General features: G+C 38.8%; 29 protein-coding genes and 1 tRNA gene. 26 read left to right on the plus strand and 4 right to left on the minus strand.

Annotation, left to right across the window (positions count from 1 at the left end; all coding sequences use genetic code 11):
- From QME45_10610 to QME45_10645, 8 genes are all read left to right on the plus strand, one after another.
- A partial coding sequence (locus QME45_10610) for a hypothetical protein (protein MDI6619107.1) occupies window positions 1–208 on the plus strand: 208 nt, incomplete at its 5' end.
- A complete protein-coding gene (mobC, locus tag QME45_10615; GenBank protein ID MDI6619108.1) occupies window positions 205–513 on the plus strand; it encodes a plasmid mobilization relaxosome protein MobC in 309 nt (102 codons plus the stop codon). The genes QME45_10610 and mobC, both read left to right, overlap by 4 nt.
- Window positions 514–517: 4 nt before the next feature.
- Entirely contained in the window at window positions 518–1,882 is a 1,365-nt protein-coding gene (locus QME45_10620) for a relaxase/mobilization nuclease domain-containing protein (protein MDI6619109.1), read from the plus strand.
- Window positions 1,883–1,895: 13 nt separating this feature from the next.
- Entirely contained in the window at window positions 1,896–2,162 is a 267-nt protein-coding gene (locus tag QME45_10625; protein ID MDI6619110.1) for a hypothetical protein, read from the plus strand.
- A 92-nt stretch (window positions 2,163–2,254) separates the two neighbouring features.
- The gene (locus QME45_10630; GenBank protein MDI6619111.1) at window positions 2,255–3,721 is read left to right on the plus strand and encodes a recombinase family protein; all 1,467 of its coding nucleotides are present in this window, start codon (window positions 2,255–2,257) and stop codon (window positions 3,719–3,721) included.
- 185 nt (window positions 3,722–3,906) lie between these two features.
- Window positions 3,907–4,485, plus strand: coding sequence for a sulfurtransferase-like selenium metabolism protein YedF (gene yedF, locus QME45_10635; protein MDI6619112.1), 579 nt, complete (start codon window positions 3,907–3,909; stop codon window positions 4,483–4,485).
- A gap of 9 nt (window positions 4,486–4,494) precedes the next feature.
- On the plus strand, window positions 4,495–4,755 hold the full coding sequence (locus QME45_10640) for a DUF3343 domain-containing protein (protein ID MDI6619113.1): 261 nt from the start codon (window positions 4,495–4,497) through the stop codon (window positions 4,753–4,755).
- A 52-nt stretch (window positions 4,756–4,807) separates the two neighbouring features.
- Entirely contained in the window at window positions 4,808–4,951 is a 144-nt protein-coding gene (locus QME45_10645) for a hypothetical protein (GenBank protein MDI6619114.1), read from the plus strand.
- Window positions 4,952–4,965: 14 nt separating this feature from the next.
- On the opposite strand, the gene QME45_10650 is transcribed toward QME45_10645, so the two are convergent.
- The gene (locus QME45_10650) at window positions 4,966–5,883 is read right to left on the minus strand and encodes a helix-turn-helix transcriptional regulator (GenBank protein MDI6619115.1); all 918 of its coding nucleotides are present in this window, start codon (window positions 5,881–5,883) and stop codon (window positions 4,966–4,968) included.
- Between the two features lie 352 nt (window positions 5,884–6,235).
- Here QME45_10650 and QME45_10655 point away from each other — a divergent pair, with 352 nt between their 5' ends.
- The 13 genes from QME45_10655 (at window position 6,236) to QME45_10715 (ending at window position 17,545) form a co-directional block, all read left to right on the plus strand.
- The gene (locus QME45_10655; GenBank protein MDI6619116.1) at window positions 6,236–7,093 is read left to right on the plus strand and encodes a mechanosensitive ion channel family protein; all 858 of its coding nucleotides are present in this window, start codon (window positions 6,236–6,238) and stop codon (window positions 7,091–7,093) included.
- A 16-nt stretch (window positions 7,094–7,109) separates the two neighbouring features.
- Window positions 7,110–7,349, plus strand: coding sequence for a DUF951 domain-containing protein (locus QME45_10660; protein MDI6619117.1), 240 nt, complete (start codon window positions 7,110–7,112; stop codon window positions 7,347–7,349).
- A 138-nt stretch (window positions 7,350–7,487) separates the two neighbouring features.
- Window positions 7,488–7,775: a 30S ribosomal protein S6 gene (rpsF, locus tag QME45_10665; protein ID MDI6619118.1), complete on the plus strand. Its 288-nt coding sequence runs from the start codon at window positions 7,488–7,490 to the stop codon at window positions 7,773–7,775.
- An 18-nt stretch (window positions 7,776–7,793) separates the two neighbouring features.
- Window positions 7,794–8,225, plus strand: a complete 432-nt coding sequence (gene ssb / locus QME45_10670) for a single-stranded DNA-binding protein (GenBank protein MDI6619119.1) — start codon at window positions 7,794–7,796, stop codon at window positions 8,223–8,225.
- A gap of 21 nt (window positions 8,226–8,246) precedes the next feature.
- On the plus strand, window positions 8,247–8,483 hold the full coding sequence (gene rpsR, locus QME45_10675; protein ID MDI6619120.1) for a 30S ribosomal protein S18: 237 nt from the start codon (window positions 8,247–8,249) through the stop codon (window positions 8,481–8,483).
- A gap of 177 nt (window positions 8,484–8,660) precedes the next feature.
- Window positions 8,661–8,975, plus strand: a complete 315-nt coding sequence (locus QME45_10680) for a MazG-like family protein (GenBank protein ID MDI6619121.1) — start codon at window positions 8,661–8,663, stop codon at window positions 8,973–8,975.
- A gap of 6 nt (window positions 8,976–8,981) precedes the next feature.
- Complete coding sequence (locus tag QME45_10685) at window positions 8,982–9,947, plus strand: YybS family protein (GenBank protein MDI6619122.1); 966 nt, start codon at window positions 8,982–8,984, stop codon at window positions 9,945–9,947.
- A 3-nt stretch (window positions 9,948–9,950) separates the two neighbouring features.
- On the plus strand, window positions 9,951–11,957 hold the full coding sequence (locus QME45_10690; protein MDI6619123.1) for a DHH family phosphoesterase: 2,007 nt from the start codon (window positions 9,951–9,953) through the stop codon (window positions 11,955–11,957).
- Complete coding sequence (gene rplI / locus QME45_10695) at window positions 11,954–12,400, plus strand: 50S ribosomal protein L9 (protein MDI6619124.1); 447 nt, start codon at window positions 11,954–11,956, stop codon at window positions 12,398–12,400. The genes QME45_10690 and rplI overlap by 4 nt, the downstream gene beginning before the upstream one ends.
- A 61-nt stretch (window positions 12,401–12,461) precedes the next feature.
- Window positions 12,462–14,333 (plus strand): Lon family ATP-dependent protease, encoded by a 1,872-nt coding sequence (gene lonC / locus QME45_10700; GenBank protein ID MDI6619125.1) that lies wholly within the window; start codon window positions 12,462–12,464, stop codon window positions 14,331–14,333.
- Window positions 14,333–15,667 carry a replicative DNA helicase gene (locus QME45_10705; GenBank protein ID MDI6619126.1) on the plus strand — a complete coding sequence of 445 codons (1,335 nt, stop codon included), beginning with the start codon at window positions 14,333–14,335 and terminating at the stop codon, window positions 15,665–15,667. Before lonC ends, QME45_10705 begins: the two co-directional genes overlap by 1 nt.
- 60 nt (window positions 15,668–15,727) lie before the next feature.
- On the plus strand, window positions 15,728–17,119 hold the full coding sequence (locus tag QME45_10710; GenBank protein MDI6619127.1) for a glycoside hydrolase family 32 protein: 1,392 nt from the start codon (window positions 15,728–15,730) through the stop codon (window positions 17,117–17,119).
- Window positions 17,120–17,469: 350 nt separating this feature from the next.
- Window positions 17,470–17,545 (plus strand) — tRNA-Thr (locus QME45_10715).
- 98 nt (window positions 17,546–17,643) lie between these two features.
- Here the strand turns inward: QME45_10715 and QME45_10720 are convergent.
- Window positions 17,644–18,672 (minus strand): site-specific integrase, encoded by a 1,029-nt coding sequence (locus tag QME45_10720; GenBank protein MDI6619128.1) that lies wholly within the window; start codon window positions 18,670–18,672, stop codon window positions 17,644–17,646.
- A gap of 99 nt (window positions 18,673–18,771) precedes the next feature.
- Between QME45_10720 and QME45_10725 the strand changes: the two genes are divergently transcribed.
- Both QME45_10725 and QME45_10730 read left to right on the plus strand, forming a co-directional pair.
- Window positions 18,772–19,407: a hypothetical protein gene (locus QME45_10725; protein ID MDI6619129.1), complete on the plus strand. Its 636-nt coding sequence runs from the start codon at window positions 18,772–18,774 to the stop codon at window positions 19,405–19,407.
- A gap of 14 nt (window positions 19,408–19,421) precedes the next feature.
- Complete coding sequence (locus QME45_10730) at window positions 19,422–20,960, plus strand: glycosyl hydrolase family 28-related protein (GenBank protein ID MDI6619130.1); 1,539 nt, start codon at window positions 19,422–19,424, stop codon at window positions 20,958–20,960.
- Between the two features lie 233 nt (window positions 20,961–21,193).
- On the opposite strand, the gene QME45_10735 is transcribed toward QME45_10730, so the two are convergent.
- Window positions 21,194–22,246 (minus strand): acyltransferase family protein, encoded by a 1,053-nt coding sequence (locus QME45_10735; protein ID MDI6619131.1) that lies wholly within the window; start codon window positions 22,244–22,246, stop codon window positions 21,194–21,196.
- 215 nt (window positions 22,247–22,461) lie between these two features.
- On the opposite strand from QME45_10735, the gene QME45_10740 reads away from it, so the two are divergent.
- From QME45_10740 to QME45_10750, 3 genes are all read left to right on the plus strand, one after another.
- Window positions 22,462–22,665, plus strand: a complete 204-nt coding sequence (locus tag QME45_10740; protein ID MDI6619132.1) for a hypothetical protein — start codon at window positions 22,462–22,464, stop codon at window positions 22,663–22,665.
- 12 nt (window positions 22,666–22,677) lie between these two features.
- Entirely contained in the window at window positions 22,678–23,694 is a 1,017-nt protein-coding gene (locus QME45_10745; GenBank protein ID MDI6619133.1) for a LysM peptidoglycan-binding domain-containing protein, read from the plus strand.
- A gap of 94 nt (window positions 23,695–23,788) precedes the next feature.
- Window positions 23,789–24,193: a hypothetical protein gene (locus QME45_10750; protein MDI6619134.1), complete on the plus strand. Its 405-nt coding sequence runs from the start codon at window positions 23,789–23,791 to the stop codon at window positions 24,191–24,193.
- A 162-nt stretch (window positions 24,194–24,355) separates the two neighbouring features.
- Here QME45_10750 and QME45_10755 read toward each other — a convergent pair whose 3' ends face one another.
- On the minus strand, window positions 24,356–24,898 hold the full coding sequence (locus tag QME45_10755; protein ID MDI6619135.1) for a restriction endonuclease: 543 nt from the start codon (window positions 24,896–24,898) through the stop codon (window positions 24,356–24,358).
- Window positions 24,899–25,317: the final 419 nt, after the last annotated feature.

The raw sequence follows: 25,317 nt of genomic DNA on the forward strand, positions 1-25,317 counted from the left end.
TGGCATTTCGAACAGATCCATTCATTTTTTAGTTACAGTTTGCGGAAACTCAAGAGCATTTGCGGGGTTGGGAGTACGCTCACTACCCTTTAGGGTAGGCCAGCATATTGTTTGTATTGACAGCGGGCGAAAGCCCGCTGTCAATACAAACAGCTGGTCGGGGGCGCTGCCCCCAAGCTTCCGGAACGAAAGGAGCGTGATTGCTTGAAAAAAGATAAAATGTTCGCCATGCGAATGAGCACAGCGGACTATGACCGCATTCAGAATAAAGCACAGCTGTCGGGAATGACCATGACGGATTTCCTCACCCTGTCCGCACTGGGTAAGGAAATCATTGTGGTGAATGGTTTGGACGCTGTCACCGTTCAGCTGAAAGCCATCGGGAAGAATCTGAACCAGCTGACAGTGCTTTGCAATATGGGTAGAATCACCTGCCCCGACCTCACCGACACAAAACAGAGCTTCGGAGCGGTGTTCGATTCCATCTGCGGCCTGATGGATAAAGGGGCGTGAGCCTATGGCAATCGTCACCGCTATCAAGGAAAAAACGCAGAGCCGTACCGCCATGAAAAAAGTCATGGATTATGTGGCGCAGGATTACAAAACCCTTTTTGAAAATGAGAACGGCGAACAATGCAGGCTGCTGTCCGGGCAGAACTGCTGCGGAGAAACTGCCTTTCAAGAATTTATGGCAACCAAAAAGCAATACAGAAAAGAAAATAAGGTATTTTTCTATCAGTATGTGCAGAGCTTTAAGCCGGACTGCGGAGCAACCCCGCAGGAGATCCACCAGATGGGAATTGAGCTTGCCAGACGCTTTGAGGGCTTTGAAGTACAGATTGCCACTCACATCGACCGTGACCACTGGCACAACCATTTGGTGGTTAATTCGGTCAGCTGTGAAACCGGGTTGAAGCTCCAATTCAATGAAAAGGATTTGGAACGGCTGCGCACCCTCTCCGATGAAATCTGTCTGGCACACGGCTTGGAGATTTTGAAACCCTATCAAAAACCCGTCATGAAGCCGATGGGCACGGGCGAATACCGCTCGGCTGTGCGGGGCGGCAGCTTCAAATTCCAGCTGATGAACGCCATTGATGCCGCCATTAAAAAAAGCCGTACACAGGCCGAATTTACCGCCTGTATGGAAGAAATAGGCTATGGGGTAAAGTGGATACCCCATCACAAATACATCACCTACACAGCCCCCACAGGCCAGCGGTGCAGGGACAACAAGCTCCACGATGAAAAATATCTGAGGGAAAGGATGGAACAGCATTTTGCCCAACTTGAACGAACTCAAGGCCTTGAACAAGCCCAATACAGTTCCCCCGCCGCAGGAAGCGGTAGTGTCAATTTCCTACATTCCGACCGCCAGCACGATTCCCAGCGAGGAATGGCAGAATATCCTGTCCAGCCAAGCGGCGGTGGTGCAGCGGCTGGAGATGCTGGGGGAATATATCTCCACGCTCCCGAACACAGAGGATGTGAGCAGGATGATGAAAAACTATTATCAGAGCGTTTACAACGGACAGCTCATGGCGCTGGAGAACAAAATCCAGTCGGAGCATCAGGAGATGCAGACAGCCCTGACAGCGGCTATGAATTCGATTACCAAAGAGATGGTGAACAAGACAGCGGCAGTGATGAAGAATATGGAGCAGACATTACAGCACCGGGATATGCTGCCGTGGAAGCTCAAGGTCAAATGGACAGCCGTGGGGCTTCTCTCCTCGACAGTGCTTTATACCTTGCTCAGTCTGTTGAAAATTTTGTAAATCCCTATGACCCGGATGCCGAGCGCCAGAAATCCAGCAAAAAGAAAAAGCAGAAACACGGTTACAGTCCTCAGTATGAGCAGGACATGGAGCAGAGCATGTAGGAGGTGCATTCTATTGAAATCCACATTTCGTGATTTTTGGCGCAGATTCTGGACGCTGGTTCGGGATAAAAGCGCAAGTCTTGATATAGAAAAGCTGTCCGAGGATTGGAAAACGGCGAGTTCCAACGGAAAGCCCGCCGCTTACCGGGAGGTGAATATCGGCAATGTACTGTACCGGCTCACCAGCATTTTTGAGGGCAGCAAGGATATTGACAAAACCATGGAACGGCTGGCAATTCAGAACGTCATGAGCCAGCTCGAACCGCAGAAAAAGGCATAATTGCCTGTGTTGTCTGGACTGCCGGCAGTATATACGGTATACTGATTTTGATAATACTGCCGACAGTTTGGGCTTGCGGAAAGTGAGGGAAAATGTTAAAAGTCCAAAAAGATTACAAGGTCGGCATCTACGTCCGTTTGAGCAAGGATGACGAACGGGCGGGAGAATCCGTCAGTATTGAAAACCAGAAATTGATGCTCACCCGATACTGTGAGGAGCAGGGCTGGAACAATTATTCCGTGTACTGTGACGATGGGGTCAGCGGCACGACCTTCGACCGCCCCGGCGTATCCAAGCTCATTGAAGATGCAAAAGAGGGTCTTATCAACCTGATTCTCTGCAAGGATTTGAGCCGTTTCGGAAGAAACTACATTCAGGTGGGGCAGTTTACGGATTATCTGTTTCCCATGATTGGCTGCCGCTTTATTGCTCTGAATGACGGTGTGGACACACTCCACAACGACAACGACATTATGCCGTTCCGGAACCTGTTCAACGAGTTCCAGAGTAAAGACACCAGCAAGAAGATCAAGGCGGTCAAGCAGGCACATGCCAAGATGGGGAATTATCTCGGCTGGCTTGTACCTTATGGCTATAAGGCGCATCCCAATGACAAGCACAAATTCATCATTGACGAATATGCCGCCGAGGTGGTGCGGAAGATATTTGCCAATTGGCGCAGGGGTTGGGGCTACCGAAAAATTGCCGCAAAGTTGAACGAAGAGCATATCCTGCCGCCCCTCGATTATTACTATCAGCAAAAGGGCAAGGAGGATACGGGTATTCGCTGCAACCACCTCTGGAACGATATGACAGTCAAGAAAATCCTCCGCAACGAGGTCTACCTTGGCCATATGATACAGAATAAGCGGGGCACCCTGTCCTACAAGAACAAAAAGCAGATTGACAAGCCGAAAGAGGATTGGATTAAGGTGGAAAATACCCATGAGCCAATCATCGATATGGATGCTTGGAATGCCTGTCAGGAGATAGCCGCCAGAAACTACAAGCCACGCCCCACCAAGGATAATGAAATCAGCCTGTTCGGCGGTTTGCTGAAATGCATGGATTGCGGCTTTGCCATGAGGTACACGCAGGAAACCCATAATTACCCCAAGAAAGGCTTTGTCAAATATGTTTCGTATCTGTGCGGTAATTACACACGAAGTGGCGCGGGAGCCTGTTCTGCTCACATCATCTACCTGAAACCGCTTGCGGAGCTGGAACGACTTACACAAGCGCTGTACGAGGACAAGGTGCTGGGCACTGTTCCCGAAGCCGTGTTCAAGAGTCTCATCGTAAAGTACGAAGTGGAGCGGACAGAAAAGCAGTCACTGGTGCAGGATCTAAAAAAGCGCCTTGCCGACACTGCACAGGATAAGCGTGATATTGAGCAGTACCTCCAGAGCATCAAGAAGTATGTTGCCATCGAACAGCTTGACCGGGAAATGCTTCTGGAACTCATCAAGTACATCGAAATCGGAGAACGCAAGGTGGTGGATGGGCAGAAGTGTCGGGATGTGGTGATTCACTACAATCTGGTGGATAAAGCAGGGTAAGCCCCATACCCTGCTTTATGCAAACACCACTAAGATCGAATATAGACATCCCTTTTCGATATATCTATAATATATGGTGAAGTATGCGTTACCAATAAAACAGGGACTTATAAATCGGACTATTTCAATTTCAGACGGCACGGATGGTTAAATCATTTTATATTTTTTTGAAAGAAGGGGTATATATGGCAAAGGTAATCGATTGCAGGGGGCTTGAATGTCCAAAACCTGTTATAATGACAAAGAAAGGTCTTGAAGAAATTGATTCAGGTGATGTGGTCACGATAGTTGACAATGAGGTCGCAAAGGAAAATGTATTAAAACTTGCACAAAGCATGGGATGTAAATCGGACGTGGGAAAAAAGGACAATTTATTTTACATAACAATCACCAAATCTCAGGTAATTAAAAATGATGCGGCAGGTGAAAATAATCTTGTTATAATTGTAGCATCGGATAAACTTGGCACAGGAGACGATAAACTCGGCTCAATCCTTATGAAAAGCTATATGTTTGCGTTATCCGAATCCGATAATATTCCAAAAACCATGATTTTTTTAAACAGCGGAGTACACCTTACGACAGAAGATTCGCCGGTTTTAGACAGCCTCAAAAAGCTTGCTCATAGGGGTGCTGAGATAATGTCCTGTGGGACATGCCTTGATTATTACGGCCTTAAGGCTAAACTTCTGATAGGAAGCATTACGAATATGTATACTATAGTTGAAAAAATGAACAATGCTGCAAATACTATAAAATTATAGGTGATAAAATTGGAACAATTTTATTTCGTATCCTTCGAAAATACAAACAGCGCAATGGAAGCCGAAGATTATCTTAAGGAAAACAGCTTTAATGTAACGGTTATACCGACTCCAAGGGAAATTACACAAAGCTGCGGAATCTCCATAAGGTTCAATGCAAGCGGCATAGAAACCATTAAGGAAATACTTCATTCGGGTAATATCAGCATAAAAGGGATATACAAATTCATAACAGATGGCGGAAAAAGGGCGATAGAGAAAATAGGCTGAATAAGCCTATTTTCTCTATCGCCTAAGCCTGTAGACCATTTTGAGCCGGGGCTTGGCGATTCAACAATATTCTTCAAATAAGCTTGAAACTTTCGGACTTTGTCCTAAAGAAAGCAGCTATTTCACGGCGGTCGGCGGTCCTCTCATGGATAAAAAAGCGACGTTGCCTGTAGATGGTAAGACTTTATTCAAATAGCTATCGTATCAAGATCAATCATTGTCTTTCGTTTGTTTATCTGCAATCTGCCATTTTTGGTGCTTTGCCAATAGTGCCAGAGAAGCGCAACTTATCAATAATGTAAGCAACAAAAGGATTGAAAATCTTCCATCTATACCAAAACCGTTGATATCAACATAATTTATCATTGCCGGCTCAGTAAGTGCGGATAACATAATGATGGCTATACTTGCTGCTACAAGAAGGAAAAACTTATCTCCAGAAATCTTTTTATCTTTAATACAAAAAGAGATCACCATTAGTGCGATAGAAATTACAAACATAATCAAAATGATCGTATAGTGAGGAAGATAATCATTCGTAAATCCGTTAAAAGTACTGACATTTCTTATCGGGGTTTGATTCAAGGCAGAATAATAAAATGTTGCTATAAAAACAAAAAATCCACAGAGCAATAAAGAACTTATTTTATTTTTCCCCATAACAAATGCTATAAATAATGCCGTCAACCAGATAAATAGTATAATCCGTATAGGCAAAACGCACCATGACAATCCTTCGTTAATCGCTGCATGACAGCCGATATAAACAAATATACATAGTATGAGTATTATGGATATTACGGCGACATGTTTCCATTTGAATCCTTTCACAATTGCGGTTTTTGTTGTAACATCAGCATATTCAAGGGTTGTTTTAACCATATCTTCTACCTGCGGAGCAGATGACTCCGTTTTTTTGCCGTTTAATAATTCGCTTGCTGTTACACCTAATACTTGAGATAGTTTTGATAATAGTGATATGTCAGGACAACCTAACCCACGTTCCCATTTTGACACAGCTTTATCAGTGACCCCCAATTGTTTAGCCAAATCTTTTTGGGTCAGCTTTTTCTCTTTTCTTAATTCAGAAATAAACTGAGCCATCTTCGAAAAATTCTCATTAACCATTATGGTCGCAACCTCCTTGTCTTAATCTATATCTAATAATACCTTTTTATAGTTTATGAACAACCGACTTATAGTTGAATGTCATAGACTAAACTATTAGTAGAGCGGCCGTATCGATAATTGTAATGCATTCCATCAAATAAAGCAAAATATGCAAATTGCTATATTACGTAGAGCATTACTTGTCTGTTGATTTATCTTATTTTATCGGTTTTCTTAATGCTTCTTTATGAGCTTTGCCCATTATGTCGAGCATTTTTATAACAATTGAAAATGTAAATATGTTTTCTCTTTCTTTTATTGAATCAATATGATAAATTATATAAAAGAAGAGATTTCAGGAGGAGCATTTATGAATTTTAATCTGCAGGATTTCAAAAAAATATTCTACAATACAGACAAGCTTTTGGAATATGGGAACATACTTTTTCAGATAATCGTTATAATAGTGGCAGTAAAGATATTTAATCATTTCGGGCGCATAATAATTGACAGATTTTTTGATAAGCAAAAAAAATCCAGGTTTGGTTTCAACGACAGAAAATGCGACACATTGAGCGAACTTTTAAAAAGTATATTGAAATATGTTTTATATATAATAGGAATACTTACAATACTGGATGTACTGGGCTTTAAGACTGGAACGTTGCTTTTAGGCGCAGGGCTTTCAGGTATCGCGATAGGTTTCGGAGCACAGAACCTTATAAAGGATATAATTTCAGGATTTTTAATTATCTTTGAAGATCAGTTTTCGGTAGGGGAATACATAACAATCGATGATATGTCGGGCTTTGTTGAGGCGGTAGGGCTCAGGATAACTAGGCTTAAGGACTATAATGGGGATTTGCATATAATACCAAATGGAAGTATTTCAAAGGTTACGAACCACTCGAGGGATAATTCGATGGCTTCGGTAAAAATCAGAGTCGGGTATGATGCGAATATCGACAGGGTTATTGAAGTATTGAACGGAATATGCAATAAGATAAAGATGAGCAACAGCGATATAATAGATGGGCCGAGTGTTCTTGGCATCACTCAGCTCTACGGCAACAGTACGGAGATAAGCATATCCGCAAAGACAAAGCCATTAAAGCAGTTTAGCATTGAAATGCAAATCAGAAAAAATATTATCGATTCTTTTAAAAAGGAAGGTATAGATATTCTATTTCCTTCATGTGTAATAATCAAAGATGATGGTAATAATTAGAACTGGAGGGATAATATTGCCAGGAAAATTCTATGTCGGCGATGTCGTACAGATGAGAAAGCAGCATCCATGTGGAGGTTTCCAATGGGAAGTTATGAGAGTAGGGGCTGATTTCAGGATAAAGTGTCTGACCTGCGGCCATCAGGTAATGCTTCCAAGGGTGAAATTTGAAAAAGCAGTAAAGAAGGTAATTAAGAGCAATGCGCCGTCAAACGATGCACAAATAAACAGCGATACTGAAGGTGAAGAAAATTAAACCATAAAGTCCATATTGCGAATCGAAGATACAAAAGTTTTTTATTGTATTTGCCCGGGTTAAATGTTATAATATTTAATTGTGAATCCCTGCTCTACCAATTGTAGAGCCGTTAGTCCGGGGGGAGGAGGTGACATTATGCAAAAATACGAGACAGTATTCGTATTGAACCCTAATCTCGATGAAGAGGCTACAAAAGCTAACATCGAAAAAATAAAGGGTATCATTGAACAGAATGGTAAAGTTACAAATGTTGATGAATGGGGCAAAAGAAGGTTAGCATACGAAATAAATGATTTGACAGAAGGTTATTATGTTCTTATCAACTTTGAAGCAAATTCTGATCTTCCGAAAGAACTTGATAGGATATTCAGAATAACCGATACTGTTATAAGGCATTTAATCGTAAATCTCGATAAAAAATAAAATAAGGTGGTGAAGTAAATGAATAAAGTTGTTTTAATAGGCAGATTGACTCGTGACCCGGAGCTTAAATTTACGGCGGGAAGCGGTGTAGCCGTAACCACCTTCACCTTAGCTGTTGATAGAAATTTTAAGAATAAAGAAGGCCAGAGAGAAGCAGATTTTATTAACTGTGTATCTTACAACAAATTGGCCGAAACGATGGCGAACTACTTAAAAAAAGGCAGGCTGATAGCGGTATCAGGCAGGATAGAGACACGTACTTTTGAAGGGAATGACGGTCAGAAAAGGTATTATACGGATGTAGTCGTCGACGATTTTCAGTTCCTTGAAAAGAAAGATGCAACTGCAACGTATACTCCGAAACCGACACCTGAAGGGCCAACGAACACAGGTGCCCAGAAGGATGAAGACTTTTTCCCTTTAAATGGTGATAATGAAGTTCCGTTTTAGAGGAATAAGGAGGGAAACTGGATGTTAAAGAAAAATCTTAAAAATAGAAGGCCTAAGAAAAAGATTTGTGCTTTTTGTGTCGATAAAGCTGAAGGCATAGATTATAAGGATGTAAGCAAACTTAGAAAATATGTATCTGAAAGAGGGAAGATTCTTCCAAGGAGAATTTCCGGAAATTGCGCAAAGCATCAGAGACAGCTTACAGTGGCAATAAAAAGAGCAAGAAATATTGCTCTTCTGCCTTACACAACCGAATAGGCAAAATAAATATAAAAAAATGCAGCCGGGTATTATAATACCCGGCTGCTGCTTGATTGTTGAGAAATAGAATTTAATTCATTTTATGTCTAATTGTGTATGACATTATATAGAGGATTTACAGCCCGGATACAGAATATATTCTGTAGCATATTTTTTGAGGGGGCTTTAAATAGGATGAACGAGGACTTTAACGTAACAGGTAATATAAAAACGATAGAATGGCTTAAAGTTGAAATACTGTCTGCTTTATCCTCGCTTAACAAGGGACTTTTAAAGGGATCGAAAGCAAGCAAGGATGTGATTGCGGATTGCATTGCGGGAATGGTCATATTATTGTATCTCCTTTCAAAAAGGATAGGCATAGAGTTTTCATATATAGACTCAAAGGTACAAAATAAATTGAAATTGGGCATACTTGAAGAGGATGAAATAGAAAAGGACTATGGAGATCTTTCGAAACTTTTGAACTATATAAGAGAGAGGAAATAATCCATTATGAATAAGATAAATACAAAGGCATTGGTGGAGGCGTCCATATTAATAGCTATCGCGTCCATAATCATAATAATGAGCATATATGTACCTTTTTTTATGATAGTAGGATATATATTATGGCCCATACCTATAACATTGCTTACATTTAAATATGATATAAAGATGAGCTTAATGTCGCTATTTGCACTATTTTTGATTGTATCTGCATTTGCAAACCCGATTTCGGCGTTTTCACTTATACTTTTATACGGCATACCAGCAGTAATTCTCGGGATATGCCTGAGGAGAAAGACATCGCCTTTTATTACAGTTTTATCGATGGCGGCTTCCATGTTTATATCATATATAGTTACTATAAAGCTTTCCACATTGATATTTGGAATAGATGTAATGAAGGAAACATATAAGATGTTTGATGACGGCATATCAGGGGCAAGAGAAATGCTAAGGGGCATGCAAATAAGCGAAGAGCAGATAAATGTGATGATTCCTAAGGAACTTAACTCCTCACTTTTGAGAATGGTTTTGCCGGGGATGCTCGCAGTTACATCTATTTTAGGTTCATTTTTAAATTATTACGTTGTGGGCATCATATTTAAGAGACTTAAAATAAAAATAGACACCTTAAAACCGTTTAACGAATGGTATGTGAGCAACAGTTTAAGCTATGGCCTGTTTTTTTCAATGCTTGTATCATTTATACTTGTATATTTAAAGGTAAATAATGCCGATATTGTGTTCAACAGCATATATATCATATTTCAGTTCGCTTTTATAATAGATGGTTTTGCCGTAGTTTACTGGTTTTTAAGGTCCAGAAGAATAGGGAAAATACTGAGCATATTTATAATGGTAATGCTGCTCAGCCTGTCGATGGTTATATTTTACCTTGGGATTATTGATTTTATATTAGATTTTCGAAAAATAAATCCATCGAGAAAGAGAAGAATTTACCCGGGGGAATAATCTATGAATGAACATAACAGAATTTTAAAAGTCCTGATGCCGAATACGAAGATATATCTTATAATCATTGGACTGTATACGGTTATGATGTTTTTCTACAATATTTATCTTGGCGCTTTGTGTTTGCTTCTTTTAGGAGTGCTCATCTATTATAACCTTTTGAGCATAAAAAACCGTAAAAGCGAATGGACAAAATATATAGAAAATCTGTCGTCCGATTTGGGGTTGGCCACTAAAAACGCAGTTTTGAACCTGCCACTGCCTCTTATAATATGCGAAGATAACGGGACGGTTTTATGGTATAACAAATCGATGGGCGATTACTTTACAAATGTAGATTTACTGGGCAAGAAAGTAAATGAGTATATAAAGGATATCGATATAAAAAATATTATATCGAAAAACATACAGATTGTTGACAAAGTCTTGATAGGGGATAAGATATTTTCTGTGCTTGTCAATCCCATAGATATTACGGATAGTAAAAGACAGAGCAAATATATTGTCATGCTGTATTTTATAGATAATACCGGCTATTATAATCTGAGCAAAAAATACGAGAGCCAGAGACCTGTGGTATGCCTTGTGGATGTAGATAACTTTGATGAAGCCCTGAAAAGTGTCGACGATGTGAACCGCCCGACGCTTGTGGCAGAAATAGATAAAAAAATCAACATGTGGGCGAATGAAACAAATGCGGTAATCCAAAAATATGATGATGATAAATATATACTGTTTTTTGAAGAAAAATATCTGGATGCCGTTATCGCAAAAAAGTTTGATATACTGGATAGCATAAGGGATATAACGGCTGGCAATAAATTTCCCGTTACGCTCAGCGTAGGCGTCGGTAAAAACGCACACGATTTAGGGAGCCTTGCATCCTATGCCTCGTCTGCAAGGGACCTTGCTTTAGGGCGCGGTGGAGATCAGGCGGTGGTCAAAGATGGGGAAAAGCTTTTGCTTTTCGGAGGAAAGACAAAAGAGGTTGAAAAGAGTACAAAAGTAAAGGCAAGAGTTATTGCCCACGCTTTATCCGATTTGATAGACCAGAGCGGAGAAGTTTTAATAATGGGACATGACACGCCGGACCTTGATTCCTTAGGTTCTGCTCTTGGCATATTCAGAGCTGTTAAAAACAGGGGAAAAAATGCGTATATCATTTTGAACAAACCTAATGACACCATACAATCCCTTCTCAAAAGGATGGAGGGTATGGCTCTTTACAGCAACATATTTATAACCGATGAGCAGGCTTTAAACAGGATAGCCAAAGATACTTTACTGGTAATCGTAGACGTGCATATAAAGAGCTTTACGGAGTTCCCGGGTATAGTGGATAAAATTGAAAAGATAGTTGTAATAGATCATCACAGAAAGAGTGCGGACTTTATAGACAATGCGGTGCTCTATTATATAGAGACATATGCTTCTTCAACAAGTGAACTTGTGACAGAGCTTATACAATATACTTCCGAAAAGCCGAACCTTACCGTCATCGAGGCTGAAGCGCTTATGGCAGGTATAATGGTAGATACAAAAAATTTCGGATTCAAGACAGGCGTCAGGACTTTTGAAGCGGCATCTTTTTTAAGAAGGTGCGGTGCTGATACGACATCGGTAAAACAGTTGCTGGCAGACGACTTTGCAACATATATCGAAAGGACGGAGACTGTTAAGAATGCAAAGATAATAGGGGAAAATATAGCCATATCGATATGCAAAGGAAGGGAAGGCAGTCTGTCGCTGGCAGTTCCTCAGGCAGCCGATGAACTTTTAAATATCAAGGGTATAGAGGCTTCGTTTGTCCTTGCAAAACAGGGTAAGGACGTCATAATAAGCGGAAGGTCCCTCGGGGATATGAACGTGCAGCTCGTCCTTGAAAAGCTCGGGGGCGGAGGACATTTGACCGTCGCCGGTGCAAGGATATATGACGTCTCATTGGACGAGGCGGAAAAGATGGTTATCGATGCAATAAAACAATATCAGGAGGAGGGCGAAACAGAATGAAAGTAATATTGAATGTTGATATTAAAGGAGTAGGCAAGAAAGGTCAGATAATAAACGCATCTGACGGTTATGCGAGAAATTATTTATTGCCAAGGAAATTTGCGGTATCCGCAACAGGCGGCAATCTTACATCTCTTAATGAAAAAAAGGAAGCAGAGAAATACAGGAAACAGAATGAAAGGGAAAAGGCATTTGAAACAGCAAAGAAACTTAGCGGACTAAAGGTTTTGTTCAAGGTCAAAGCCGGAGAGAACGGCAAGCTTTTCGGTTCCATAACGTCGAAGGATATTGCCGGGGAAATAAAAAAACAACACGGCTTTGAAATCGATAAAAGGAAAATAGTGCTTGATGAGCCCATAAAGTCCGAAGGTATATATAATATTGAAGTCAAAGTATATCCCGAAATAAATGCAAAATTGAAGGTGGAAGTCACAGCCGAGTAAAGGGGACAGCAAATTGAAATCTGTACTGCAGGACTATATCGAAACAGATGGACCAAAATTTATCGAAAACAAAGATGCTGATCAGGATGATCTTTTGAAATATGTTGATATTCTCTATAATGTTACAGGCAATGTGATTGGAAATGATGTTGTAAAAAAAAGAGCCGTCAGGGGAAATCTATATGAATATATAGAATGCAAAGACTTAAGAAAAAAAGTATATGCTCTCATGAGAATAGTTTTTAAAGACAGCGACGATTTAGCTGTACCTTCTGACGATGAAATACGTGAAGCAATCGAAAAAGTTGAGGATGAGCTGGCGAACATACTGGCTAAAAGGCACGTTGAAGCCGATATACGCAGGAAAGTCGATAAAATACTTGTGGAAAAACAGGAAAAATATATGGAGGAGCTTAAACTTTCGATATTGAAAAAGAGGACAGGCTGTGAAAATGCAAAGACTCTTAAAAAATATGCAGATCTTGAAGTCTTAGACAGGATTAAGCTTTCAAAGTCAGTAAGGGAGCTTTTGCGACCGTCAAATATCAGTGAGATCATAGGGCAGGAAAAAGCCATTAAATCGCTTATATCGAAAATCGCATCGCCTTTTCCGCAGCATGTTATATTATATGGTCCCCCGGGTGTCGGTAAGACGACTGCTGCACGGCTCGCTCTTGAGGAAGCCAAGAAAATTTCATATACGCCCTTTAAGTATAAAGCAAAATTTGTTGAAGTGGATGGGACCACATTAAGGTGGGATCCGCGGGAGATAACGAATCCTCTTTTGGGTTCTGTGCATGACCCTATATACCAGGGTTCTAAAAGGGATTTAGCCGAGGATGGGATAGCCGAGCCGAAGCCGGGGCTTGTTACCGAAGCCCATGGCGGCGTACTGTTTATAGATGAAATAGGCGAGCTTGACGAGATGCTCCAGAATAAACTGCTGAAGGTACTGGAGGATAAAAAAGTAGAATTTTCATCTGCATACTATGATCCTGACGATGAAAATACCCCCATGTATATAAAAAAACTCTTTGAAGAAGGGGCACCGGCAGATTTTGTTTTAATAGGAGCAACGACAAGACAGCCTGATGAAATAAGCCCGGCGCTTCGTTCGAGATGTACGGAAGTTTTCTTCGAACCGCTGTCAAAGGATAATATTGTACAGATTATTGAAAATGCGGCAGAAAAGTTGGGAATAATTATCGATGACGGAGTGGCCAGGACTATAAGCGATTATACTATAGAGGGGCGCAGGGCTGTAGGCATACTGGCGGATGTTTATGGGTATACGCTTTATAAAAATTATAAAAGCGATTACAAGGGCAATCTTCGCATATCAAAAGATGATCTTTTAAACGTCCTTGCAGATTCAAGGATGGTCCCTTATTCTAAAAACAAGGCAAGAGGCTGTATGGAAGCAGGCAGGATACTGGGGCTTGGCGTCTTTGGATATTTAGGCTCTGTAATAGAAATAGAAGCTGTTGCATTTAAAGTGGAAAAGAAAGGCCAGGGCAAAATAAGGTTTAACGAACAGGCCGGTACGATGGCAAGGGATTCGGTCTATAATGCCGCATCTGTCATAAGAAAACTTACAGGCAAAGATCTGTCGGATCTGGATATACATGTAAACGTCATAGGCGGCGGGAATGTGGATGGCCCTTCAGCCGGTGCAGCATTGGTCTGCGTTATATTAAGCGCGATTGATGAAAAACCCATACGGCAGGATGTAGCTGTCACCGGTGAAATTTCCATAAGAGGAAATATAAAGCCGGTAGGCGGCATACTTGAGAAAATATACGGTGCAAAACAGGCAGGGATTAAAAAAGTTATTATCCCGCAGGAGAATATGAACGATGTTCCGAAGGACATAAGAGATATAGAAATAGTGCCTGTATCGGAAATAGAACAGGTTATTGAGGTGGTATTTTAATGGATATGCTAAGGGTTCCCCCTAATAATTTGGAAGCGGAACAATCTGTACTGGGTTCAATGCTTCTCGATAAAAATGCTATTTCTATTGTGTCGGAAATGCTAAGAGGGGAAGATTTTTATAAAGAAGCACACAGACTTATCTTTGATACTATTATTGAATTATTTGACAAGGATGAACCTGTAGATCTTGTAACCATTGTCGACAGTCTAAGAGCAAAGAATATACTCGAGACCGTAGGAGGTATGACATACCTTTCAAATCTTGCATCGTCAGTTCCTACAACGGCCAATGTCAAGTATTACGCAAAGATTGTTGAGGAAAAGTCGACGCTTAGAAAGCTTATAAAATCCTGCACCGAAACAATGGAAAAATGTTACCAGGGTTCTACGGATGTTCCGGCAATACTGGATAAAGCCGAGAAGGATATATTTGATATATCCCAGAAGGCAGTAACACATGATTTTGAGCCGTTAAGCAGGGTACTCGAAAGAGGTTTTGACGAGATAGAAAAGCTTTACAATAATAAGGGATCCATAACAGGTATTCCTTCAGGCTTCCCGGAGCTGGATGCGAAGACATCAGGTTTTCAAAAGGGCGATATGATACTCATAGCGGCAAGGCCGAGCATGGGAAAGACGGCATTTGTATTGAATATTGCCGAATATGCGGCGATAATGAACCATAATATCGTTGCATTGTTCAGCCTTGAGATGCCAAAAGAACAGATAGCATACAGAATGCTATGCTCGGAGGCAAATATCGATATGTTGAAGCTTAGAAGCGGAAACTTAAGCGATGATGACTGGGAGAGGTTAGCGGCAAGCGCAGGCCCTTTAGCATCTGCGAAAATATTTATCGATGATACGCCGGGTATTTCCGTAACGGAAATGAGATCAAAATGCAGAAGACTTAAGATAGAGCATGGCCTTGACATAATAATAATAGATTATCTCCAGCTTATGCAGGGAAGGGGCAGGCCGGAAAACAGGCAGCAGGAAGTATCCGAAATATCAAGGTCCATAAAAGCCCTTGCAAAAGAGATGGATACACCCGTTATCGCGTGCGCTCAGCTTTCCCGTGCCCCGGAGGCCAGGACAGATCACAGGCCGATGCTCAGTGATCTTAGAGAATCAGGCTCCATCGAGCAGGATGCTGATGTCGTATGCTTTTTATACAGGGATGAATATTATAATCAGGATACGGATAAGAAAAATATTGCAGAGGTAATAATATCGAAGCAGAGAAACGGTCCGACAGGCACTGTTGAGCTTGCATATATAGGAAAGTATACAAAATTTGGAAGACTGGATAAGTTTCATCAGGCGCAATAGGGAGACGTGGATCTCATAATGTGCCGGCGGCGGTAGAAGCTAAGCTAAATGGAGGTTAATATGAATAATCAATACAGACTCAAGTATCATGTAATGCCTGAAAAAGGTTGGATGAATGACCCAAACGGATTAATACAATATAAGGATAAGTATCATATGTTTTTTCAGCATCATCCTTACAGTACCGAGTGGGGACCAATGCACTGGGGACACGTTATAAGTTCGGATTTAGTTCACTGGAAGTATCTACCTATTGCATTGAGACCTGGGGATTCCTATGACAGAAACGGTTGCTTTTCAGGAAGTGCAGTGGATGACGATGGAACGTTTACATTAATATACTCGGGAAATGTAGACGATAGGAGCCCGAAGCAGGTCCAGTGTGTGGCAAGAAGCATCGATGGTGTTAACTTTGAAAAATATGAAGGAAATCCCGTTGTAGAAGATGTACCTTCCGATGGCTCGGACGATTTTCGGGACCCCAAGGTATGGAAGCATAACGGTACATGGTATATGGTGACAGGGTCCTCCAAGGATGGCATCGGAAAAGCGCTTTTATTTAAGTCAGTGGATTTAAATAACTGGGAATATGTAGGCGTTACGGCAGAAAGCGACGGGACACTAGGAAGCATGTGGGAATGTCCGGATTTATTTCCCTTAGGAGAAAGATTTGCACTTATAGTATCTCCTATAAACATGAAAAGATCAAAGAACATCTGCCTCATAGGGAATATGAATTATGATACAGGCAAGTTTACTTATGAGTACTATAAGGACTTGGACTATGGCTCCAATTTTTATGCAGCTCAGACATTTATCGATAAAAAGGGCCGCAGGATAATGTTTGCGTGGATGAACATGTGGGATAAAGAGATGCCGGAAAAAAAGGAAGGGTGGGCAGGTGCCATGACCATACCCAGAGAGCTGATATTGAGGGATGACGGTTTGCTCATCACACGCCCCATAGAGGAACTTGAATCGCTTAGAGGTGAAAAAGCAAGCATTAATGATGCCGATCTGGCACCAAATGAAAATTTGCTCAAAGATGCTGCAGGCGATGCAGTGGAAATAGAAGCGGAGTTTATGCTCGATGAAGACTGCAAAACTCAGTTTGGTTTTGAACTCAGATGTTCCGGGGATGGAAGAGAAAAGACGGTTGTCGCATATAACCCGGGAAAAGAAGAGCTTGTTGTGGATAAAACGAGATCAGGTATCATAAAAGACGGCAGGAATGTATGCAAAATGAGAAAAATGCCGGATAATATAATAAAGCTTCATATATTCCTTGATGCATCCTCCGTTGAAGTATTCGGCAACGATGGAGAAGTGGCGGTTTCAAACAGGATTTATCCATCAAGGGACAGCCTCGGCATGAAGCTGTTTTCAGACGGAAGCGATATAAAACTAAAAACCCTCAACATATGGAAACTAAATTCCATAGGATTATTATGACGAGAATCCTAAACCAGCACTTGCTGATAACAAAAATGTAGCTTCAACATCCATAAAGTCTGGGAAAGATTGATGAAGAGCAAATCAAAACTCAAAAAACATATACAGATAGAAAATGTTAGCTACTTCGATTCATAATTTGGGATCAGACATAAATAGAATTATGTTATTTTGATCAACGAATGAGCATTATGAAAGAGTGTTCAAAATAACATAAGCTCATATTGCGAATTGAAGATGCTAGCTAATAATATTTTGACACCGTTATATCCGATATGTTATAATGCAATAAGGTTGGCAAGCTTAGGTTGCTTGCTAAAAAATGATGGGTTAAATAAGTTAAAAGACAGGCTCCCGTAGCGCAGCCGGTAGCGCAACTGATTCGTAATCAGTAGGTCGGCGGTTCGAATCCGCCCGGAAGCTCCAGTGAAATCAAGGGTTTAGGGCACATAGTAAAAATTAAAAAATCTTCAATGGGAACAATATGGGAACAATATAAGCCAAAAAATAAAATATGGGAATAATTAAGTTTGCTTATGTGGTTTTAGTTTGTCTTTTTTAAACAAAATATTGCTCATTTTCTGTGCGGCATCTTCATCAGCTGATTTAAAGGCATGAGCATAAATATTCAGAGTTGTTGACGTATTACTGTGCCCTAACCTTTTTGAAACCTCCTCAATATTTTCATCAGCGTTTATAAGTAATGCTGCAGATGTATGCCTAAGCTGATGGAAAGTAATATATTTCATATTATTTTTCTTTAGAAATTTTGAAAACCATTTTGATATAGTATAAGGATACAGAGGGAGGCCATTCCACTGTGTAAATATATAATTTGTGTTATGCCATTTGTCACCACATTTTAATCTACTTTTATCCTGCTCAATTTTATATTTATTCAATAAACTAGAAATTTCTGGTGGGATAGCAATTTTTCTTATGGAAGTTTTATTTTTGGGCTCTTTTTTGAATATACCTTCATCAGGTAAATATTCAGATGATTGGACAATATCAATATTATTATCTTTAATATCTATGTGGTCCCAAGTTAAACCCGCTAATTCTCCAAGCCTCATTCCTGTTGCCAATGTTAATAATATTGCAATTTTATATTTTAATTCTTCATCTTCAAGCGCATTCACGAGTTTATCAACTTCATCTTCACTATAATATTTCGCCTCAATCCTTTGTACCTTAGGAGGCTCAACATTTGATACAGGATTGGACTCTAAAATCTGCCATTTGACGGCCACTTGGAAGATTGAGTGCAAAAGTCTATGATAATGCATTATTGTATTGTTCGAAAGCTTGTTATCCTTAACATGTCTTTTATCTCTTCTCATACCATTTTCCTGAAGATTTGAGTAAAATTCAAGTATATGAATAGGTTTTATTTTGTTGAGTTTCATATGCCCTATTGCAGGCAAAATACGCAATTTTAAAAGCCTATTATATTCATATATTGTTTTAGAGGCAAGTTTAGGTTTAGCATATTCTTTTAACCATTTATCAGAAAAAGCTTTAAAAGTAAGGTTATCCGGATTAAGAAAAATATCCTGACAGGCCGAATTGAAGAGGTTGAGTTAGGAAGCTTTAAGCCTAACCTTGCAAGTATTATAAATACGAGCATACAGGAAATTAAAAAAGAAATAGTGCAAGTTACTTCTGATTACCAAGCGGCAATAGATAATGCGACAAAGCTTATTACTGGCTCCAAGGGCGGGAATGTAGTAATTAATAGGGATGCAGACGGGCACCCCACAGAAATTTTGATAATGGATACTACCGATGTCAATATTGCAAAAAATGTATGGCGCTGGAATGCTGGTGGATTTGGATACAGCTCTACAGGGATTAATGGCCCTTATACTGTAGCTATAACAATGGACGGACAAATAGTGGGTTCTTTTATTGCTGCTTTGAAAATTACTGGCGAACAGATTGATGGCGGAACTATCACAGGCGCTACACTAAAGACATCCAATCTAAGTGACTATATAATAGTGCATAACCAGTATGTTGATTTGTATATCGCTGGGGTATTACAAATGAGGTTGGGAATAGCGGCAATGAGCGGAAATAAATACCCATATATTGCATTTGGCAATACGGCAGCCGACATTATGACCGCGAAAACTTATGTTTGGTATGCACATGATGATGCAGGCGGCCATTTGACTATAAATACCGATGGTGCATTAAATTTGTTATCTGACAGTGAAGTCGCAATAAATGCGCCTGATGTGTATTTAGTCGGCAATATTTATAAAAATGGCAGCCCATTATAAAAGGAGATGGTAATATGTATACACCAACAAATTGGGTTGATGATGTGACACCCTTAAATGCGGCCAATTTAAATAACATAGAACAAGGTTTAACTGCCCATGATTTAAAATTGGCGGATATTATTAATGTAAAAAGCTTTGGTGTTAAAGGCGATGGAGTAACTGACGACACGGCCGCACTACAATCATTATTTGCTAGTATAACAACGCCATCAGTAGTATTATTTCCGCCGGGAACATATATCGTAAAACTGCCATTGACTGTAAATGTAAATTACACAAAAATAATCGGTTATGGCGCAAAGATAGATGCGAGCGCGTTGACAGGTGCAGTATTATTTGACCTTAAAGCAACTATATTGAATTTCCCGTATACAAACAGTACAGTAACAATAGAAGGGCTTGAAATATTAGGCAACGGTATGACGAGTGGCGGCACTTTATTTAATATAAATAACCTTGATACTACCAATAAATATTCGGCCGCGCATATAGCTTTTGTAAATATTGCAGGGCACGACTTTTCAACAGGTATATTCATAGGCAATAATGCATACTGTTTAACTTTTAACCATTGTAACTTCTATTCAATGGATACAATTATGAAAGCACCAACCGGATACTCAGACAATGCTGAACGTTATAGCTTTTCTCAATGTACGTTGTTTAACAGCAACCTGGTATTGGATATTACGAACTCTGCTGATGTTTACTTTGATAATTGCTCGATTGACTATAATGCTCGTATATTTAATCTGGGATCAAGCAGAGCGTTTGTGAACCAATGCCATATTGAATATGGCAAAGGAAATGAGTCAGCTGAATATGCTCAAATAGAGATATCCAGCGCTACGGTTATTTTGAGTTTGGTAAATTGTTTCATAATGGGCGTTTCAACAATATCGTCTAAGACATTTATTAACACTACAGATGGCGGCACAATAGATATAACAAATTGCATTATGAATAATTTACCAACCAGCAGAATAATATCACATACAGGTAATCCACGAATCAATATTTATGGTTTGAAGGGGAACGAATTTGCAAAGAACTATGTACCTGCTGATGCGCTTTCATTCTTGCCAGATCCGAGTTTTGAAGGTGCAAACGCATTAACGCAACTTACAGTTACTCAGACGGGGACATCTACGATTACAGTTGATAGCACCACCCCCCATAGTGGTACAAAATGCTTAAAGTTTAATAAACCTACTGCTGGGGATAGTTGTATGATTGCAGTAACACTGCCAGCTACGGTAATGGATAGAATATTTATGGATTTTTGGGCTAGTTATTCAATTACTAAAGGTTCAAACGCTTATGACCAGGGCCGCATAAAAATTATGTACTGCGATAAGGACGGCAACACAATTCAGCAATACGAAGATTATTTTAGTGGCACTTCATCATATGTAAATATGTGCAGTGCCTCTTTGCAAAATAGCAATGCCCCAAAGGGGACGCAGCAAGTTAAAATTTTTATAGATATTTACGGAGCAGGAATAGGCACTATGTATCTTGATGATCTGTATATAAATGTAACAAGATAGAAATAATCAAACTTTTCTGGAGTTACATTATGGACGAAATCTTAAGAAAGCAGGTGCAGAAGTAGATGAAAAAATTTACGCAAGAACAAGTGCAAAATTGTGTAACAAAATGCTATATAACACAAGACCAGGCTAATACAATTCTTGCTGTGATTTTTCTAATTTAACATGAAAATGGAAAGTACATAGAATTAAATTTATATAGTTCTATGTACTTTTTAAAAAGATTTCATTTAAATCTCTATTTTTAAATTTTCATTATGCCATTTAAATGGTTTGCCTAAAATAAATGGAACATATTTATTTATAATATACGATATTGGAGTTAGAATATTTAAAACTAATATTGTATACAGAATGCCATATATATCATTTGCTTGATTAACAACATGGGCCATATACAATAATTTGTTTAGCATGGTAAACCCAAAGCACACATGTAATGAAAAGAATGTTAATGTGTGCTTACCTAAATAATTTAAAATTTTAGATTTAACTAATAATTTTGATACTGCTATATAAGTGAAAATACCTATCAATGCAAGTTGCAAATTATATATATATAAATAAATATGACTAATGTTGACTAATTGAGAAGCGAAAATACTTCTATAAATGTGTGGCTTAAAATAAAGTAAGAGGGTTAATATAATTGAAGATAAAAATAGTATCGGCTTTAAAATATTTAAATATTTAGTTTTGCATTTTATTTCTCTAATTATATTTGCTATACCATAGAAAAAAATATACCACATTCCTGCATCTACTCCCCATGGCAAAGGATAAACGGTGCCTAATGTGTGTAACTTTATCACGCCAATATATCCAGATATTAATAAAAGTATAATGATTAAAAAATTGTTTTTAATATATTTTTTCAACAAATAATAAACAATTTCTACAGCAAATAGTGAAGGCAAAAACCAAAGAGGAACGTTGTAAAATATAAAATTTCTTTTAGCTAATATAAAAGATTTTAATATTGATAAAAAGTTTATTGAATTTTTATTTGGTCCAGACAAAGAAGTAAATATAAATATAATTATTGATATTAAAGAAAACCAGCAATATGGTATTAATAATGATTTTATCCTTGATTTTATAAAATCTAAAGTTTTAGGATATCTTGATAATGAAAATAAATATCCTGATATAAAAAAGAATAATGGCATGTGAAATGAAAAAATGTAAGTAAACAATCTTCCAGATTTAGGAGCATGCCCTAAAATAACAAATATAATGCCTATACCTTTTAGAACATCAGCCCATTGAATACGATTTTCCAAAAATTATAACCCCCTATTTCAACAATTAGGCATATTATATCACAAGATGGAACATAATGAAACATTTACATCACAATAGGATGGTTTTCACTACCAACTTCTATTATAGATGCTTTGAAGAATCCTAGCATTGAAGGGCTTGCTTTCTATGATGGCTCAAATACAAAAAACTATATGTAGTAGTAAATGGGAATACTGTCACATGGGATGAAGGCATGATTGGCGATATTAATGTTAATTTTCTGGTACTTGATGATTCTATTGAGATTTCAGAAATTACATCTGAGGTAATTGCCTTAGACAAGAAAAGCCAATGCATAAGCCCTGAAGAGCAGAGACTTAGGGATATTGAAGCGGCAATTGCCATAACGGTTATAGCCGCTTTTATATTACAGGCAATAAAAATATTTCATTGGTAGGAGGGAAATTAGATGTATAAAGGTATTGATGTTTCAAAATATCAAGGTGTAATTGATTGGGATGCTGTAAAAAAGGCGGGATTGGATTTTGCAATTTTACGGTGCGGATATGGTACGGATTTGCCGTCGCAAGACGACCCATATTTTGAACGTAACGTAAGCGAATGTGATAGACTTGGTATCCCGTACGGAGTGTATCTTTATAGCTATGCTTTGAGCATTGAAGATGCACATAGTGAGGCAAAACACGTATTAAGGTTATTAAAAAACAAGAAACCTTCTTATCCAGTTTATATTGATATAGAGTATGACACCTATAAAAACAGGCATGGCATTACAGGCAAACAATTGTTTACAGATATAGTTAAAACATTTTGTGAAGATTTAGAAGCAGATCATTATTTTGTAGGATGGTATACAAATAAGGAATTTTACGAAGGGTATATTTATCCCGAACAATTAAAGGCTTACACATTTTGGTATGCAAGACCGCACGTAAGTAATCCCGAAAAATATGGGCAGGCCATTTCACAAACCGAAATAGGAACGACTGGTGGACATTGGGCTGGTATAAATGGCGCATGTGATACTGATATTTGCAGCGTAGATTTTCCGAAAATTATAAAAAGCAAAGGATTTAACGGATTTGATAAGACTATAAATCAGACTAACCCAACAACGGTACAACCTAAACCCGAGTCTGTAATAAATGTACCGGATTATTATATGGTTCAGTACGGGGATACTCTTTCGGGAATAGCAGAGAGATTTCATACTACAGTTGCTAATTTGGCGGCTATTAACCATATAGCAAATCCTAACCTTATAAGGACAGGGCAAAAATTAGTGCTGAAAGGCTCTGTGGCGACAGATAAAGTATCAGTAATATATTATGTCGTTAAGCCAGGGGATACGCTTTCAGAGATAGCAATACAATATAAAACGAGTGTTAAAAATTTATGTAAATTGAATCCGCAAATTAAAAATCCGGACCGTATTTATGCAGGGCAGAGAATTAGAGTTAAATAATTAATGAAGGGTGTCGTGAAATATGATGCCCTTTAAATTTATAAAAGTGTATTAAAAATCTTAAAAATGTAAAGAATGAGAGGAGAAATGTATTATGTTAAGGTATTTATTGATGGCATTAGTGGTTTTAGCGGTGGCGGGATATCTGTTCTATGTTTACAAGAAGCTGGGCAAAAAAGCAATGCTCGCAGAAATAAGAAAAGGGCTATATGCAGGGATGCTGACAACCGAGAAGAAATGCGGGCCGAATGCAGGCGATAAGAAATTTGCATTCCTAATTGCCCACTTGTATGACTTCGTTGCGCCTGAGCTTCTGAAAAAGTTTATATCCGGTGATGAAGTTAAGCTTTTCGTACAGAAAGAATATGACAAATACTATGCTGTAGCGAAGGATTATTTGGATGATGGACAGGTTAACGGAAGTGTCAATACAGCACCTCCGGAAGCGCCCAAAGAAATAAATCCTACTGGGCAGGTAACCAATACAGAAAAACTATAATGAAATGCCCTCGGGAAACCGGGGGCTTATTTTTTTGCCTAAATATATATTAAATTTGCGCACCAGAGGCCCCAGGATTAACAGAGTGGATAGCAGTGGTATGTTTATACCCCTAAAATTGAAATAGAGCATTTTACGGAGCAGGAAAATAATCACACATAGTCAATTAGCTGAAGAACTTAACTCGGTATCACCCATTGTATGTGAAATCATTTTTTCAAGGTCCAATCCTGAAACTAACAAAATGCCATTTCTTTTAGCATATTGGACAGCTGGTTGAGTAAAATTTGATGTAGTAACAAATATGCCGGTTGCTTTCTCATCTATTGCGGCCGAATGAAGTTTTTGTATAGAAGGTCTGCTAATTAGATTGTCCCTTTTATAGAGTTTCACTTCAACTACATATCTTGATTTTCGGTAACGCATTATTATATCCTTTCCGCAGTCTCCTGTGGCCTTAGTTACCCTCACTTTATATCCCTGCCTTTGATACAATAATCCTATGAATTTTTCAAAATCTGTTGGACGCTTGTGATACGTCTCGATCAATTGGTCTATAGTTTTATATTTGCGAAGTAGTTCGTATTTATATTTCCGCTTATAAGCCTTATATACAATAAAAAATGAAAAAAACAATACAACCAAAAATATACATTGTTCAGGGAAGGATGTGGTAAACAATAATACAATTGAAAATATAAACATTATGTTTGATCATTATGTTTGATTTTGATAATTTATATCTATTTTGAAGTTTCATATTATCACCTAGCTGAAATTATTAACATGTTTGTAGTATATTAGAAGGTTTTTCCCACTACGCGTAGAATAAATATGTATCCTTTGTATGGAGTGATGGGCATGAAACTTATATGCGAATTAAAGCGGATACGACTTTAGGAATTTATGATAGATAGTAAAAGAGAATTTGCTACCAATCTAAATGTCGAGGAGCATACATATTCTAACTGGGAAGAGGGGAGAACATTCCCTACTTTACCTATAGCATATGAAATAGTGCAAAAGTTAAACAGATCCATTTATGACATATGGCACCCGTGAGGGTGCTTTTTTTGTACGCCCAACATGTCTGTTGAGCCGATAGGTTGAAAGAAACCTTATCA

The sequence above is a fragment of the Clostridiales bacterium genome, assembly GCA_030016385.1.
Taxonomy (GTDB): Bacteria; Bacillota; Clostridia; order Clostridiales; family Oxobacteraceae; genus JASEJN01.